The 15,447-nt window shown below is 53.5% G+C and carries 15 protein-coding genes; 10 read left to right on the top strand and 5 right to left on the bottom strand.

The genetic code is table 11. The features are described from left to right. Nucleotides 1-280: 280 nt before the first annotated feature. Nucleotides 281-616, top strand: coding sequence for a universal stress protein UspB (uspB, locus tag FHW71_RS22215; protein ID WP_008108136.1), 336 nt, complete (start codon nt 281-283; stop codon nt 614-616). A gap of 58 nt (nt 617-674) precedes the next feature. On the opposite strand, the gene pitA is transcribed toward uspB, so the two are convergent. Next, entirely contained in the window at nt 675-2,174 is a 1,500-nt protein-coding gene (gene pitA, locus FHW71_RS22210) for an inorganic phosphate transporter PitA (RefSeq protein ID WP_139221449.1), read from the bottom strand. Nucleotides 2,175-2,416: 242 nt separating this feature from the next. Between pitA and FHW71_RS22205 the strand changes: the two genes are divergently transcribed. Continuing rightward, on the top strand, nt 2,417-3,601 hold the full coding sequence (locus tag FHW71_RS22205) for an NAD(P)/FAD-dependent oxidoreductase (protein WP_179453102.1): 1,185 nt from the start codon (nt 2,417-2,419) through the stop codon (nt 3,599-3,601). Here the strand turns inward: FHW71_RS22205 and FHW71_RS22200 are convergent. Further along, nucleotides 3,598-4,944: an autotransporter domain-containing protein gene (locus tag FHW71_RS22200; RefSeq protein WP_179453101.1), complete on the bottom strand. Its 1,347-nt coding sequence runs from the start codon at nt 4,942-4,944 to the stop codon at nt 3,598-3,600. The genes FHW71_RS22205 and FHW71_RS22200 overlap by 4 nt on opposite strands. Nucleotides 4,945-5,159: 215 nt before the next feature. Between FHW71_RS22200 and FHW71_RS22195 the strand changes: the two genes are divergently transcribed. Beyond that, nucleotides 5,160-5,507 carry a hypothetical protein gene (locus FHW71_RS22195; RefSeq protein ID WP_061719844.1) on the top strand — a complete coding sequence of 116 codons (348 nt, stop codon included), beginning with the start codon at nt 5,160-5,162 and terminating at the stop codon, nt 5,505-5,507. Here the strand turns inward: FHW71_RS22195 and FHW71_RS22190 are convergent, their stop codons facing one another. Continuing rightward, nucleotides 5,508-6,203, bottom strand: coding sequence for a cysteine hydrolase family protein (locus FHW71_RS22190; protein WP_179453100.1), 696 nt, complete (start codon nt 6,201-6,203; stop codon nt 5,508-5,510). It lies immediately after the preceding gene. A gap of 100 nt (nt 6,204-6,303) precedes the next feature. Between FHW71_RS22190 and FHW71_RS22185 the strand changes: the two genes are divergently transcribed. The 6 genes from FHW71_RS22185 to yfaU all read left to right on the top strand — a co-directional run bounded on the left by FHW71_RS22185 (nt 6,304) and on the right by yfaU (nt 12,407). Next, a complete protein-coding gene (locus tag FHW71_RS22185) occupies nt 6,304-7,305 on the top strand; it encodes a helix-turn-helix domain-containing protein (protein WP_179453099.1) in 1,002 nt (333 codons plus the stop codon). 162 nt (nt 7,306-7,467) lie between these two features. Beyond that, the gene (locus tag FHW71_RS22180; RefSeq protein WP_179453098.1) at nt 7,468-8,082 is read left to right on the top strand and encodes a DUF1640 domain-containing protein; all 615 of its coding nucleotides are present in this window, start codon (nt 7,468-7,470) and stop codon (nt 8,080-8,082) included. Between the two features lie 177 nt (nt 8,083-8,259). Further along, nucleotides 8,260-9,042 (top strand): IclR family transcriptional regulator, encoded by a 783-nt coding sequence (locus FHW71_RS22175; RefSeq protein ID WP_154194003.1) that lies wholly within the window; start codon nt 8,260-8,262, stop codon nt 9,040-9,042. A 13-nt stretch (nt 9,043-9,055) separates the two neighbouring features. Then, nucleotides 9,056-10,258, top strand: coding sequence for an L-rhamnonate dehydratase (gene rhmD, locus FHW71_RS22170; RefSeq protein WP_179453097.1), 1,203 nt, complete (start codon nt 9,056-9,058; stop codon nt 10,256-10,258). A gap of 48 nt (nt 10,259-10,306) precedes the next feature. Beyond that, a complete protein-coding gene (locus tag FHW71_RS22165) occupies nt 10,307-11,593 on the top strand; it encodes an MFS transporter (protein ID WP_179453096.1) in 1,287 nt (428 codons plus the stop codon). A 13-nt stretch (nt 11,594-11,606) separates the two neighbouring features. Continuing rightward, the gene (gene yfaU, locus FHW71_RS22160; RefSeq protein WP_179453095.1) at nt 11,607-12,407 is read left to right on the top strand and encodes a 2-keto-3-deoxy-L-rhamnonate aldolase; all 801 of its coding nucleotides are present in this window, start codon (nt 11,607-11,609) and stop codon (nt 12,405-12,407) included. A 111-nt stretch (nt 12,408-12,518) separates the two neighbouring features. Here the strand turns inward: yfaU and FHW71_RS22155 are convergent, their stop codons facing one another. Continuing rightward, a complete protein-coding gene (locus FHW71_RS22155) occupies nt 12,519-13,010 on the bottom strand; it encodes a helix-turn-helix domain-containing protein (RefSeq protein ID WP_179453150.1) in 492 nt (163 codons plus the stop codon). A 317-nt stretch (nt 13,011-13,327) separates the two neighbouring features. On the opposite strand from FHW71_RS22155, the gene FHW71_RS22150 reads away from it, so the two are divergent. Further along, a complete protein-coding gene (locus FHW71_RS22150) occupies nt 13,328-14,350 on the top strand; it encodes an alpha/beta hydrolase (protein ID WP_179453094.1) in 1,023 nt (340 codons plus the stop codon). Between the two features lie 30 nt (nt 14,351-14,380). On the opposite strand, the gene FHW71_RS22145 is transcribed toward FHW71_RS22150, so the two are convergent. Continuing rightward, nucleotides 14,381-15,352: a sensor domain-containing diguanylate cyclase gene (locus tag FHW71_RS22145; protein WP_179453093.1), complete on the bottom strand. Its 972-nt coding sequence runs from the start codon at nt 15,350-15,352 to the stop codon at nt 14,381-14,383. Between the last annotated feature and the right edge of the window lie 95 nt (nt 15,353-15,447).

The following is a 15,447-nucleotide window of genomic DNA, read 5'->3' as shown; positions in this document are numbered from 1 at the left end:
CCAGAGTTGTTAACAAATGCTGCAAGCGAAAGTTCGCATGTGAGGAAGATCAAGCGTTATCGGCTTTTTCACTCGCCCTGAACGAAAATCATCGCTGGAAAAAAATTGAACAGATCTCCTACACTGAAAATAAGTGCCACTGCCGTATGAGTCGCGCACTCAGGTTCGCATAACAACAATGCAATCGACATCATTCAGTGGCTGGTTTATTTCCCGTGCGGCGTCTACAGCAATTCCCCGCTGCGTTCGACGTCGTTGCGGCTCCAGCCGGGAGGGGAACATGATCAGCACTATCGCGCTTTTTTGGGCTCTGTGTGTGGTTTGTCTGGTGAATATGGCGCGCTATTTCTCTTCTTTGCGCTCACTTTTGGCCGTTTTGCGCGGTTGCGATCCGCTGTTATATCAATATGTGGATGGCGCGGGTTTCTTCACGTCGCACGGGCAGCCGAGTAAGCAGGTGCGGCTGGTGCGCTATATCTGGGAGAAGCGCTATCACGATCATCATGATGACGAGTTCATTCGCCGCTGTGAGCGGGTGCGCGGGCAGTTTGTACTGACCAGCGGGCTCTGTTTTTTGGTGGTGGTGAGCTTGATTGCGATGGCGATTTGGCAATGAAAAACGGCAATAAAAAAGGGCGACATCGCTGTCGCCCTGGAATATTTCTGCGCTTTGCTTAGATCAGTTTCAGTGCAATCCAGTAGAGCGCACCCGACAGCAAAATACACACCGGCAAGGTGAACACCCACGCCATAGCGATATTTTTGATGGTGCGACTCTGCAAGCCACCGCCATCAACCAGCATGGTACCGGCCACCGACGATGACAGAATGTGCGTGGTAGAAACCGGCATGCCGGTGTAACTGGCCACGCCAATCGATACCGCGGCTGTCACCTGCGCCGACATACCTTGCGCGTAAGTCATGCCTTTCTTACCGATTTTCTCACCAATGGTGGTGGCAACACGACGCCAGCCAATCATGGTACCGATGCCCAGCGCCAGCGCCACAGCAACAATAATCCAGATCGGAGCGTATTCAACGGTGCCCAGCAAATCGCTTTTCAGCTTGTTGAGGAAGCGCTTATCTTCCGCGCTGGTTTCCGGCAGCTTGGCCACTTTATCCACGGTATCGGAAACGCACAGCAGCAGACGACGCATCTGGCTGCGTTGATCAACCGTCAGCTGATCGTAGCTCTGCAGGTTGTTAAGCAGCAGCTGCGCACGATCGATGGCCTGCAGCGCACGGCTGCTGTCGCAATGGAACTCCTGCGGACCGCCAAGCGATTCATCCGGCGTTGGCACCACAGGCGGCGCCAGCTGCATCATGTGCGTCAGCGACTCGTTGTGCTGCTGATAATACTGCTCCAGATGATTGACTGCGTCACGGGTGCGGGTGATGTCATAACCTGACGCATTCAGGTTCACCACAAATCCCGCCGGCGCAACGCCGATCAGCACCAGCATAATCAGGCCGATGCCTTTCTGACCATCGTTAGCGCCGTGTGAGTAGCTCACGCCAATCGCGGAAACGATCAGGGCAATGCGCGTCCAGAACGGTGGCTTTTTCTTGCCATCAATCTTTTCACGGTCAGCAGGCGTCATGTGGATGCGGGAACGTTTGGTGGTTCCGCTCCAGTAGCGACGCAGGATAAAGATCAGACCGCCTGCAATCACCAGACCTACAATCGGTGAAAGAATCAGGGACATGAAGATATTGATGACTTTCGGCAGGTTGAGCGCGTCAACCACCGAGGTGCCGGTCATCAGGGCGTTGGTGAGACCAATACCGATGATAGCGCCAATCAATGTGTGAGAACTGGAGGCGGGCAAACCCAAATACCAGGTGCCGAGGTTCCAGATAATCGCGGCCAGCAGCATGGAGAAGACCATGGCGAGGCCGTGGGCCGAACCGACATTCAACAGTAAATCGGTCGGAAGCATGTGAACGATGGCGTACGCCACGCTCAATCCACCAAGCAAAACACCTAAGAAGTTGAAAACACCCGCCATGACAACCGCCAGTTGCGCCCGCATCGCACGGGTATAAATGACAGTCGCGACCGCGTTAGCAGTGTCGTGAAAACCGTTGATTGCTTCGTAAAACAATACAAACAGCAGAGCAAGAATCAGTAACAGGCTGGTACTGAGGTCGAGACCAGCAAACAGATGTAGCATAAACGTTACGCCATTTTGGGAGGACATGAACGCGGCGCATTATCTGCGACAACGTGCGCGATATGAAAGAAAAATATAGCTCTTTATTGTCTTAAAATTGTAATGCAGCGTATAGATTTAGCTGAAAACGGCTAAAAATTAGTGAGTTACATTATGACACATTTACGGCATTTTTTTGAAGCTGGCGCTAAAAGCCGCAAATCCCTACAATCAGCGCCTTTCGGGCAAGGCGGATAAAAGCAGTGGAAAAGTTTGACGTTATCATTATTGGTGCAGGCGCAGCTGGCATGTTCTGCGCGGCGCAGGCGGGACAATTGGGTCGTCGCGTATTGCTGCTGGATAACGGCAAAAAAGCCGGTCGCAAAATTTTGATGTCGGGTGGCGGTCGCTGCAACTTCACCAACATGCACACTGAACCCGCTGCATACCTGTCGCACAACCCGCATTTCTGCAAATCGGCGCTGGCGCGTTACAACCAGTGGGATTTCATCGATCTGGTCAATCGTCACGGCATTGCGTATCACGAGAAAACGCTGGGGCAATTATTCTGCGATGACTCCGCGCAACAGATTGTCGATCTGCTGTTGAAAGAGTGTGATGCCGGTCAGGTGACGCTTCGCCTGCGCAGTGAAGTGCTGAGCGTCGAGCGCGACGACAGCGGCTATACCTTACAGCTGAACGGTACTTCGGTGCAGGCTGAAAAACTGGTGATCGCCAGCGGCGGGCTCTCGATGCCGGGCCTTGGCGCCACGCCGTTTGGCTACAAAGTGGCGGAACAGTTCGGCTTGAAAGTGTTCCCCACGCGCGCGGCATTGGTGCCGTTCAATCTGCATAAACCACTGCTGGAACAGCTCAACACGCTGTCGGGCGTGGCGCTTCCCACCACCATCACCGCGCAGGATGGCACCTTATTTAAAGAAGCGATGCTGTTTACCCATCGCGGCTTATCGGGCCCTGCGGTGCTGCAAATCTCCAGCTACTGGCAGCCAGGTGAATTCGTCACCATTGATTTGTCACCCGCCACCTCCCTGGATGATTTCATTAATGTGCAGCGCGAGGCGCATCCCAACCTCAGCCTGAAAAACAGCCTGGCGAAGATTCTGCCAAAACGTTTGGTGGAAGTGCTGCAGGAGCTGAAGCAGATTCCTGACGTCACGCTGAAGCAGCTGAACAGCAAGCAACAGGGCGAGCTGGTTAATACGCTTCATCAGTGGCGCGTACAGCCGAACGGTACCGAAGGCTATCGCACCGCCGAAGTGACGCTGGGCGGCGTTGACACTACCCAGCTGTCATCAAAAACCATGGAAGCGCGCGGTGTGCCGGGCTTGTTCTTTATCGGCGAAGTGGTGGATGTTACCGGCTGGCTGGGCGGTTACAACTTCCAGTGGGCGTGGAGTTCAGCCTGGGCGTGCGCGCAGGCGCTTTAGAAGACAATCTGTACACCCAGTTGTGTCTGCCAGTTGCTGGCACCTTCCTGACTAAGGCGATGTTGCCACTTAAGCTGGCTATTAAGCTGAACATTCTCAGTCAGTTGCCAGCCAACGTAGCCGCTAAATTGCAGGTGCTCACCGCCTCGGCCAGTACGCAGATTATCTTTATCCACCGCAACATTGCCCGCATGGTCGCTGTACTGCATATAGCGTGTTTCAAGGCCAAATTTCAGGCTATCTGTCGGGCTGAAGCCATATTTCATACCGCCAGAGAACTGCAGCTGTTTTTGCTGCGAATAACCAATATGTAGATTGTCGTTGTCATGAATATCCTTGATGCGTGCCCATTGCATGGTGGTGCCCAACATCGGCGTGAAAGCATGTGAACCTTCTTGCCATCGCCAGCCAACATCCACACCTATATTGGCGCTGCGGGCTTTTACCTGCGCCACTTTATCTTTTTCATCACTGCTTATATTGCCGCGATAGTGACCGAAGCTAATCGGCAGAGCCAGTTGCAGGCCATGCTGTGGCTGCCAGCTCAACATGGCATTGATACCTTGAGTATCAACCTGCCCGTGGCTGTTGCCGCTGGACTGTGATGGCTCCAGAGTGAAGTGACCTTTACTGATCGCCACACTCAGCGCCAGCTGTCGTTGCTCATCTTCCGTCAGTAATCCACTTAAGCCGATCAGCCAGCCATAGTAGTGGTTTTCACTTTGGTTGTGATTGGCTTCGCTGCGATAGCGCTCATCAACGCTAAAACCCGAAATGAACAGGTTAGGGCGACCATCCCGGCCTGCAAGTTGTGCATCATAGATGAAGCGTGTTTGCAGATTTTCATCCATACCAAAGAGTGCGGCAGGCAGAGCGGCATAGGCTGGGATTTGTGGCTTAGGCCTTGGCACGACGGGCGGCGGTGGGGGAGGTGGATTGCCGTCGAGCACGGGGTCGATCAGATCCGGATCGGGTGGAAGCGGAGCAATCACTGAGCTCTGCAGCCGGTAAAACCAAAATAAATGGGGCCTGCTACCGGCAAGCTTTCCCTGAAAATGCGGACGGCTGGCCGCCGGATTGAAATCATCATACCAGCTGTTACGTGCGAAAAATTTCCCCACCATTTTTAAGCTGTCAGCGGCTGCATGTTTAGCGTTATGCAACAGCGAATCGGAATGGGGATGCTCGGATAAAGGCGCTGAAACCGCTTCGGTTGATGAGTGAGAAAGGGGGTTTACAGGAAGCGGTGGAGTGTCTGAAGAAAAGGGTTTTATCTCTTTAGCATATAACGGCTCGAAGCTACAAAGTGCACCGATAGCCAGCGTCAGCTGAGTCAGGTTCATCGTATCTGGTCGATTTATTGCGAAAGGGTTTGCAACTTATAGTGACCTGTTAGTCGAGCTATTTAAGACCTGTCTTGTTTTGACGGGCAAAATGAATTGCTCAGAAGCTGATCACAGTTAACTGGTTACGTTATTGATGCGACCGGCAAAATATGTGCGGCCAGCCGAATGCTGTTACTATCGCGCGTTTCCTATTTCCAGCGGATAAACCATTCATGTTAAAACTCAAATTCATTGTGCCGTTGCTGATCATCATCAGTGCGGCGGTTTGGTGGCTGATGCCGCATTACAGCGACGAGGATAAAGGTTATTACATCGCCATGTTCTGTACGCTGACTCACGATGGACGCGGCAATACCGCGCAGGATATGCAGCAGATAATTGAAGGCAGTAATTCAGATTACGCATTGCAGAAGATTCATTTCCAGCAGGGTTTGGCTGATCATCTGCAAGCGGTGTGGCAGGATTTGTCGCCCGAACAGCAGCAGCAAGCGCGGCAGGAAAATCTCTCCTGCCGCCGTTTGATGTCTGAGAAATTGCTACCGGGCCAGCCGGTGCAGTGATTATTGCACCGGCAGTGCAAGCACCTGATCGGTGGTTTTAATCTCTGCGAACACATCTGCCACACCCGCCAGTGCGGCTTGCTGCAACACTTTGTGATCGACCACGTTATTGTCCCAGGTTGCCAAATCGCGTGTAGCGGTGGCATCTTCCGGAATGATCACCGAATACCCCAGCGGCACGGCGTCACGTGCGGTTGATGACACGCACATATGCGTCATAAGGCCAGTGACAATCAACTGTTTGATGCCCAACGAATCCAGCTGTTTCTGCAGGTCTGTGCCCACAAACGAGCTTGGTGTGGCTTTGCTGATCACGCGGTCACCTTTAGCCGGCTGCAAATCTTTGTGAAACTCGGCGAAACGGCTGCCTTTGGCAAACAGCGGGCCATTCGCCTCACCCAAATGCTGCACAAAGAACACTGGCATGTTGTGTTTATGCGCGAATGCCACCAGACGTTTGCTGTTGTTCAGCGCCTGCATGCCATCGGGAATCGGCATCTTGCCGCCCGGGAAATACTCGTTCTGGATATCAATGACAATCACCGCGGTCTGCTTCGCGTTAAGTGAAGTGGAAGCAGTGGCGCCGCTCATGGTGCGGATGGTTGGTGCTTTTTCTGACTTAGTCTCGGCGGCGAACGCATTGCCAGACATCGCCATGGCCAGCGCTAAGGTTCCTGAAGCGAAAATGTTTTTCATGAGTAATAATCCTTTGATGGTTTAGCGGAAAGAAGAGGCCAGCGCGGCCTCCGATGTGGTGCAGTATGGCGATTTCGCCGTGAGTGAAGGAGTACAACGGATGACAAATAGCGTTCAATTTGCGCCAAAAATGCCAGGCACGGCTGCGCCCATCAAAGTGGGTATCGTGGTGTTCGATGACATCATTCCCTTCCACCTTTCGGTGCCCTGCGCGGTGTTTGAAAAAGCCGCTCAGGATGACGGCGCGTTGTGCTATCAGTTGCTGATCTGCGCCACGCATCCCGGACCGTTAAAAACCAACAGTGGCTTTTCCATTCTGGCCGAACACGGCTTAGATCAACTGGCCGATGTTGATGTGGTGGTGGTGCCAAGCTGGAGCGATCCTGACGTGCTGCCACCGGCAGAATTACTGCACGCCTTGCAGCAGGCGGCGCAGCGCGGTGCGCAGGTGGTGGGTTTGTGCCTTGGTGCATTCGTATTAGGTGCCGCCGGATTATTAAGTCAGCGCCGCGCCACCACGCACTGGCGCTGGATGGCAGATTTCGAACGGCTCTATCCGGATGTGGCGATTGATCGCGACGTGCTGTATATCGACGAAGGTCAAATTGTGACCTCAGCGGGTACGGCGGCGAGCATTGATTGCTGTCTGCATCTGGTGCGCGAACAGTGCGGTGTCGATGTGGCTAACAGCGTGGCGCGGATGCTGGTCGTGCCGCCGCATCGGCAGGGCGGGCAGGCGCAATATATTGAACAGCCGGTTTATCATTCGGCGGGCAACGATCGTTTTATGTCGGCGCTGAGTTGGGCGACAGAAAATCTGCAGCAGGCGCTCACGCTGGAACAACTGGCGGATAAAGCCTTGATGAGCCGCCGCAGTTTTACCCGGCGCTTCAATCAAACGACCGGTGGCTGTTTTAGCACGTGGTTAGTCAATCAGCGCCTGGCACTGGCGCAGCGTTTTCTCGAGAAAACCGATCAGCCGGTAGAACTGATTGCCGAAAAAGCGGGTTTTTCCTCGCCGCTGATGCTGCGCCGTCATTTCAAGAAGCAACTCAACACCTCCCCGCTGCAATACCGCAAAACTTTTCGCGGCAGATCCTGACGCCAATTTTGCGAGATGCCCCGCATCCGCCTGTACGTTACTTGTTGTACTAATTGATATTTTTCGCAGCGCCACGCAAAATACCAACAGTCACATGGTGCAACAATCGCTCGCTGAGCAAGATGTCGGCTTACGCCTCACCTCAACTCAGGAGCTTCACGGATGACACTCGCGATGATGAATACACATAAAGCTTTTAAAGCACTGCAGCTGGCCGGCGTCAGCGACCAGCAGGCTGAAGCCATGGTCGAGATCTTTACCGAAATGCAGCAGGATAATGCGTTGTCTCGTTCTGATTTGATGAAGGCCGGAGAAGGCATTACAGGGAGTATTAAAGAACTGGATGTTCGACTTATCGGTGTGATTAAAGAGCTAGATGACCGGCTAAGTGGCGATATTAGAGAACTGGATGTTCGACTTACTGGTGCGATTAAAGAGCTAGATGATCGGCTTAGCGGTGCTATTCGAGAACTGGATGATCGGCTTAGCGGTGCTATTCGAGAACTGGATGACCGACTTAGTGGTGTAATTAGGGAGCTTGATTTTCGGCTTACTAATGCGATTAAAGATCTGGATATTCGACTAAGTGGTGAAATAAAAGCGTTAGATGTGCGCCTGACCAGAGTCGAAGCTCGCCTTGATCGCATTGAAAAAGACATTGAGGTTATCAAAGCCGATGTCTCTGCCCTGAAAACCGATATGCGCTGGATAAAGCGTTTGTTAATGGTGATGGCCACTACGATGGTCATTGCAGCCATCAAATACATTTTCTCTTAAATTTCCTGATTCTGCGCTGCAAGTACAGTCGGCTGTACTCGTAGCGCGGCGCGATTCACATTCCCGCATACCCGTTGCCGCCAAATGCACTGTGCGCCACGTAATTTGAAGCGGCGCACACTTCTTAGAGGTTAAAACCACAACACTGCGCTCCAGATCATCAGACTGGAGTCCAGCATGTTGGAAATTACGCCCGTCCCGGCGCTGACGCGCGCCATTGCGATTCTCGACTACATTGCCCAGCACGGACCGTGCAGCGCCGCCGAGATCATTGAAACGCTGGCGCTTCCCAAAAGCAGCGCCTATCTGCTGTTCGCTGAATTGAAAAAACAGCGTCTGATCACCATCGATCGCAACAACAACTACTGCCTGTGGACGCGGCTGGTGGAGTTTGCCGGCCACGCGTTGCAGCACATGGATATCCGCGATATCGCGCGTCCACGTCTGACGCGCTTAATGCAGCAGACCAATCTGCTGTGTCACCTCGGCATCCTCGATGGCGGCCACGCCTGCTACATCCTCAAACTCGAATCAGCTGCCACCATCAGCGTGCGCTCGCACGAAGGGAAAAGCCTGTCGCTCTATCGCTCGGGCATTGGCAAATGTTTACTGGCCTGGCAACGGCCTGAAGAGCAGGAACGCATCATTAGCGACATGCGCTTTGTGGCTGTGACGCCAACCTCGCTGCGCAATGCCGACGCGCTCCGCACCGAGCTGGCACGCATTCGCCGTCAGGGCTGGAGCTTTGATAACGGTGAAGATTATCCCGATGTGCGCTGCGTTGCCGCGCCGATTTTCAATGCCCGCCAGCAATTAGTTGCCGCCATTTCACTGGTCGGCACCCGACTCGAGATTGACGACGACAAACGCGATTACCTTGCTGGTCAGGTGATTGCCTGCGCCCGCGATATTTCCCGTCTGCTGGGCTGGCGTAGCCCGGCGGAAAAACACGCCTCGTAACCAGGAGAAGAGCATGTCCCTACCTAAAATTAAAACTGTCCGCGCCTACTTTGCCGGTGGCGCTACCGCTGATAAAGCGGCGGCTGGCGGCGATTATCACGATCAAGGTGCTAATCACTGGATTGACGACCACGTCGCCACGCCAATGAGCAAATACAAACAGTATGAGCAGTCGCGTCAATCCTTTGGCATCAACGTGTTAGGCACGCTGATCGTTGAAGTTGAAGCTGATAACGGTCAAACCGGTTTCGCCATTACCACCGGTGGCGAAATGGGCTGTTTCATCGTGGAAAAGCATCTCAATCGTTTCCTCGAAGGGCGCTGCGTTAGCGATATAAAACTGATCCACGACCAGATGATGAACGCCACCATGTACTACGCCGGATCGGGCGGGTTGGTGATGAACACCATTTCATGTGTCGATTTGGCGCTGTGGGATCTGTTCGGCAAAGTCACCGATCTGCCGGTCTACAAACTGCTGGGCGGCGCGGTGCGCGATGAACTGCAGTTCTACGCCACCGGCGCGCGTCCGGATCTGGCGCAGAAGATGGGCTTTATCGGCGGCAAAATGGCGGTGCAGTGGGGACCACATGATGGCGATGAAGGCATCCGAAAAGAGGTAGCGCGCATCGCTCACTATCGCGAAACCTGCGGCCCGGATTTCTGGCTGATGCTTGATTGCTGGATGAGTCAGGACGTCAATTTCGCCACCAAACTGGCACACGCCTGCGCGCCTTATAACGTCAAGTGGCTGGAAGAGTGTTTGCCGCCGCAACAGTTTGAAGGTTACGCACAGCTTAAACAGCAAGCGCCGCAGGGCATGTTGATCACCAGCGGTGAACATCACGGCACGCTGCAATCGTTCCGCACGCTGGCAGAAACCGGCATCGATATTCTGCAGCCGGATGTGGGTTGGTGCGGCGGCCTGACCACGCTGGTTGAGGTAGCGGCGCTGGCGAAATCACGCGGTCAGCTGGTGGTGCCGCATGGCTCTTCAGTTTACTCGCATCATGCGGTGATCACCTTCACCAACAGCCCATTCAGTGAATTCCTGATGACCAGCCCGGATTGCAGTACGCTGCGCCCGCAGTTTGATCCGCTGCTGATCAACGAACCGGTGCCGGTCAACGGTCGCATGCACAAAACGGTGCTGGATAAACCGGGCTTCGGCGTGGAACTGAATCGCGATGGACTGAAGCGTCCTTATCAACACTAATCGCAGCGGCTGCGGCGACGCGTCGCAGCCGTGCGTGAGGGTTTTACCATGGATAATCTGGTGTTAAGCGCGGTTAAAAAGAACCGCGCACGTCTTATTCCTTTCATGTTGATGCTCTACGTGCTGGCGTTTCTCGATCGCGCCAACATCGGTTTCGCTAAAGAGGCGTATCAACTTGATACCGGTCTGAGTAATGAAGCTTACGCGTTAGGTGCCGGAATCTTCTTTGTGGTGTACGCGCTGCTTGGCGTACCAGCCAATTTGTTGATGAAGCGATTCGGCGCGCGCAGCTGGATTGGCGGCACCACGCTGCTGTGGGGATTTCTTTCGGCGGCGATGGCGTTTGCTGATACCGAAGCCAAATTCCTGCTGGTGCGTACCTTGCTCGGCGCCGCTGAGGCGGGTTTCTTCCCCGGCATGATTTATCTCACCTCGCTGTGGTTTCCGCAGCAGCAGCGCGCCAGCGTAATGGGGCTGTTCTATATGGGCGCGCCGCTGGCGTTGACGCTGGGTTCACCGCTTTCTGGCGCACTGCTGGAAATGCACGGCGTACTGGGTCATCCCGGCTGGTTCTGGATGTTTATCATTGAAGGATTGCTGGCTGTAGCGGCCGGTGTTTTCACCTTCAGCTATATCGACGACACGCCGGCAAAAGCGCGTTTTCTCAGCGCAGAGGAGAAGCAGGCGCTGCAACGTCAGCTGGACAGCGAAGAGCAGCAAAAGCCGACTGCACACCTGCGTGATGCGCTGCGCAATGGTCGCGTCTGGCAACTCGCCATCATCTACATGACCATCCAGATTGCGGTATATGGACTGATCTTCTTCCTGCCATCGCAAGTGGCGGCGCTGTTGGGCACTAAAGTCGGTTTCCTCGCCTCGCTGGTGGCGGCGATTCCGTGGGTTGCGGCGCTGTTTGGTACCTGGCTGATTCCACGCTATTCCGATCGCAGTGGCGAGCGTCGCCGGGTGGCGGCGTTTACGTTGCTGGCGGCGGCGGTCGGGATTGGTTTGTCCGGATTAGTTTCGCCGCTGTTGGCCATCATCGCGCTTAGCGTCGCGGCGGTGGGGTTTATTGCCGTGCAACCGGTGTTCTGGACCATGCCGACGCAGCTGCTTTCTGGTACCGCGCTGGCGGCAGGCATCGGCTTCGTCAACTTGTTTGGTGCTGTGGGTGGCTTCCTCGCGCCGTTGATTCGCGTAAATGCCGAGATGCAATTTAACAGCAGTGCCGCTGGATTGCTGGCGCTGGCGCTGATTGCCGCCATCGGTTCAATCATTATCCTCAGCCTGAAAGTGGAGCGTCAGTTGCCGCACTCTCAGCAGCCAAGTCATTGAATAAGGAGAAGCTATGCAGGACCCATTAAAAAATCCTTTCAAAGCCGGATTGGCTAAAGGTGAAACGCAGATTGGTTTGTGGCTGAGCAGTACATCGTCGTATCTGGCCGAAATTGCTGCCACCAGCGGCTACGACTGGTTACTGATTGATGGCGAACACGCCCCGAATACCGTGCAGGATCTCTATCATCAATTGCAGGCGGTTGCACCTTATCGCAGCCAGCCTGTGATTCGCCCGATTGAATTCCAGACCGCACTGATTAAGCAGGTGCTGGATATCGGTGCGCGCACCTTGCTGGTACCAATGATCGATAGCGCCGAGCAGGCAAGAGCGCTGGTGAAGGCGACACGCTATCCGCCTTACGGTACGCGCGGCGTCGGAGCGGGCGTGGCGCGTGCGGCACGTTGGGGACGCGTGGAAAATTACATGGCACGCGCCAATGAAGAGTTGTGTCTGTTGATTCAGGCCGAAAGCAAAACGGCGATTGATAATCTGGATGCGTTACTGGAAGTCGAAGGCGTTGACGGGATATTTATTGGCCCGGCAGATTTATCCGCCTCATTGGGTTATCCCGATAACGCAGCACATCCTGAAGTGCAGAAGGTGATTGAGCACAGTATTAAACGCATCCGCTGTGCAGGAAAAGCGGCCGGTTTTCTGGCAGTTAATCTTGAAATGGCAGAACGCGCCATCAGTTGGGGGGCAAACTTTGTTGCTGTCGGCGTGGATACCATGCTTTATACCGATGCTCTGGATAATCGGCTCGCGCATTTTAAAAAGCGTTTAATCGCGCCGAATAAATCGAACTACTAAATGAGTAAACGGATGGTGCGCCATCCGTTTTTCATTGATGAAATATATCATTTAATTGAAATGAATAAGTCTGTTGACGTCAAAAGGCGTTAATAAAAGAACCGTTATTTATCAACGCATCACACAGCTGAGCCGGGGCAGAAATCTATCGTTGCGCGCTAGCGGCGTAACAATCTCTTTAGCACGTTCTGTGGCATCAAAACCCGCTTGACGACACAGCACACAGGGATCGCTACTTTCACGCATTGCTTGTTTGGTTTCATCATCGAGCTGGCGCTTGCGGCAATACAGCGGCGTGCAGCCCAATACATGCTTAAACGATCGAGTAAAGGATTGCTGGCTTTCGAAATGGTATTTAACCGCCAGACTGATAATCGGCGCATTGCTGTCTTTTAAATCATTGATACAGTGAACCAGTTTCTTTTTACGAATGTAGCGTGCCAGCGTTTCATTGTGATAGCGGGCGAAGAGTTTCTGTAAATACCATTTAGAATAGCCGGACTTCAGTGCGATATCATCGATGCTTAAACGTTGATCCAGGTTAGCCATAATCCATTCGGTTACCGAATCAATTACCCCTTCATTGTATTTTTGCTGTGTCATCATAGTCCTCCATTAACACGCACAGAGTGTAATTTAATTAATCTTTCCATTCTGCAATTAATGTAAAGTTTTCTGATTATTGAACTATTTTGTTATTTGTCATCAAGACCGGTCTTGGTTTTCGTGAATTTACAGGTTTTCTTGTTGTGATGGTGTTGAATATTTATCGTAATAACGGACGTTATTATTAACTCAAATTTTTCATCGCATTGAGATGCTTAATAGTAAAAGTCGTGCTTTTTGGCGGCACACTTCATCAATACTTAACGCGAATTAACGTGCCAGACTGAAGGTTTTCACTCTTGAGGAATGGCGCTATGGATTTTCGTTTCAAGCCAAAACAGTCACTTGCCATTATTCTGGCGTCGATGGCGCTTTGTGGTACCGCCCCGGCGCTCGCTGCCAATGTGTATGGCGAGCAGTTGGAAGGTTTCAACTATCCCTATCCGCTGCAGCACTTTAACTTCACCTCGCAGCAGCAAGCGATGAGCATGGGTTATATGGATGTCAAACCTACGCAGCAGGCCAACGGCAAAACCGTGGTGCTGATGCACGGCAAGAACTTCTGCGGCGCAACCTGGGACGGCACCATCAAAGCGCTGAGCCAGAAAGGTTATCGGGTGATTGCGCCGGATCAGATTGGCTTCTGCAGCTCAACCAAACCGGCTAACTATCAATACACTTTCCAGCAGCTGGCGCAGAACACCCATCAGCTGTTGCAGCAACTGGGTATCGACAATGTCATTATTGTTGGGCATTCCACCGGCGGCATGCTGGCGACGCGCTATGCGCTGATGTATCCACAGCAAACGCAGAAGCTGGTGCTGGTCAATCCCATCGGTTTAGAAGACTGGAAGGCCAAAGGCGCGCCGTGGCGATCGGTGGATCAGTGGTATCAACGTGAACTCAAGCTGGATGCGGCGGGTATCAAGAAGTATGAACAGCAGACTTATTACAGCGGCCAGTGGAAGCCGGAGTATGACAAATGGGTCGATATGCTGGCCGGACTAAACAGCGGACCGGGCCACAAGAAAGTGGCGTGGAACTCGGCGTTAATCTACGACATGATCTTCACGCAGCCGGTTTATTACGAATTTAAAGATCTGCGCGTGCCAACCACCTTAATGATCGGTACCGCTGATACCACGGCGATTGGCAGCGATATCGCGCCGCCGGACGTGAAAGCAAAACTCGGACATTACAACGTGCTGGGCAAGCAGGTGGCGCAGCTGATTCCCGGCGCACGCTTAATCGAATTCCCTGGCATGGGCCACGCGCCGCAAATGGAAGAGCCGCAGAAGTTTAATCAGACATTAATCGCGGATTTAGCTGGCAATTAACCGTAGGGGCGCCATTCATGGCGACCAACATCAACTCATCTTCTTTTTCCCATTCTTAGCGGCGTACATCCGTTCGTCGCTACCTTCCAGCAATTGTTCCAGCGATTGCGGATGGTCAGGATCGAACTCAACAATCCCCGATGAGAAGTGCAGGGCGTAACGCCGCTCCAGATTCTGCGTTTGCTGTTGCAGGAAACCATCAAAGCGCGCCAACACGCCTTCGGCATCGGCGAGCTGCAAGCCGTTAAACAGCACCACAAACTCATCGCCACCCAAACGGGCAAAGATATCCGCGTGGCGGAAACTCACTTTCATGGCATCGGCAAAATCCATCAGTGCGCGGTCGCCTTCGCGATGGCCGAGGGTATCGTTGATGGCTTTAAAGCGATCGAGATCGAGGAACGTCAGGCTGGCGGGTAACTGCTTCACCTGGCACTCATTCAGCGCCAGCTGGCCGAGCGTCATAAAGCCGCGGCGATTGGTGATTTGCGTCAGTTCATCTGAGGTCGCGGTCTGGAAAGCCACCAGCTCCGCTTCCGCCATTGCGGCCAAATCGCGCAGTGTATGAATATCGTCTGCATCGAACTGGCGCGCATGGTGATCGATAATACACAGCGTGCCGATTTTGGCTCCGGCGGGCGTGCGCAGTGGACACCCGGCGTAAAAACGCACTGGGCTGTTTTCGCCGCTCACCAACGGGTTGTCGTGGAAACGTTCGTCTTCTAGCGCGTTTTCAACCACCATCACATCATCTTGCAGGATTGCATGGCCACAAAATGAGGTATTACGTGGTGCGGTGGTAGCAGCGTAACCGGCCGCTGATTTGAACCACTGATGGTCCTCTTCCAGCAGGCTGACCAGCGCGACGGGCACGCCAAACAAACGACGGGCAAGGCGGGTTAATCGGTCGAAACGCTCTTCTGCCGGCGTGTGCAGAATGTTGAGCGCACGTAACTGGGCCAGACGATGTGACTCGTCCGCAGGCAGTGCAGGTGCTTTCATCGCGTTACTCTTATTAATTATGGAATTACTGAAACACTGGTGTTGGTGCCATAAAGGCTGAAAGCGCCTGGCAACGGGATGCGATGTCCGATGCC

This window comes from Enterobacter sp. Sphag1F (assembly GCF_014193275.1).
GTDB lineage: Bacteria > Pseudomonadota > Gammaproteobacteria > Enterobacterales > Enterobacteriaceae > Pantoea > Pantoea symbiotica.
This window is presented reverse-complemented; position numbering and strand designations above follow the sequence as displayed.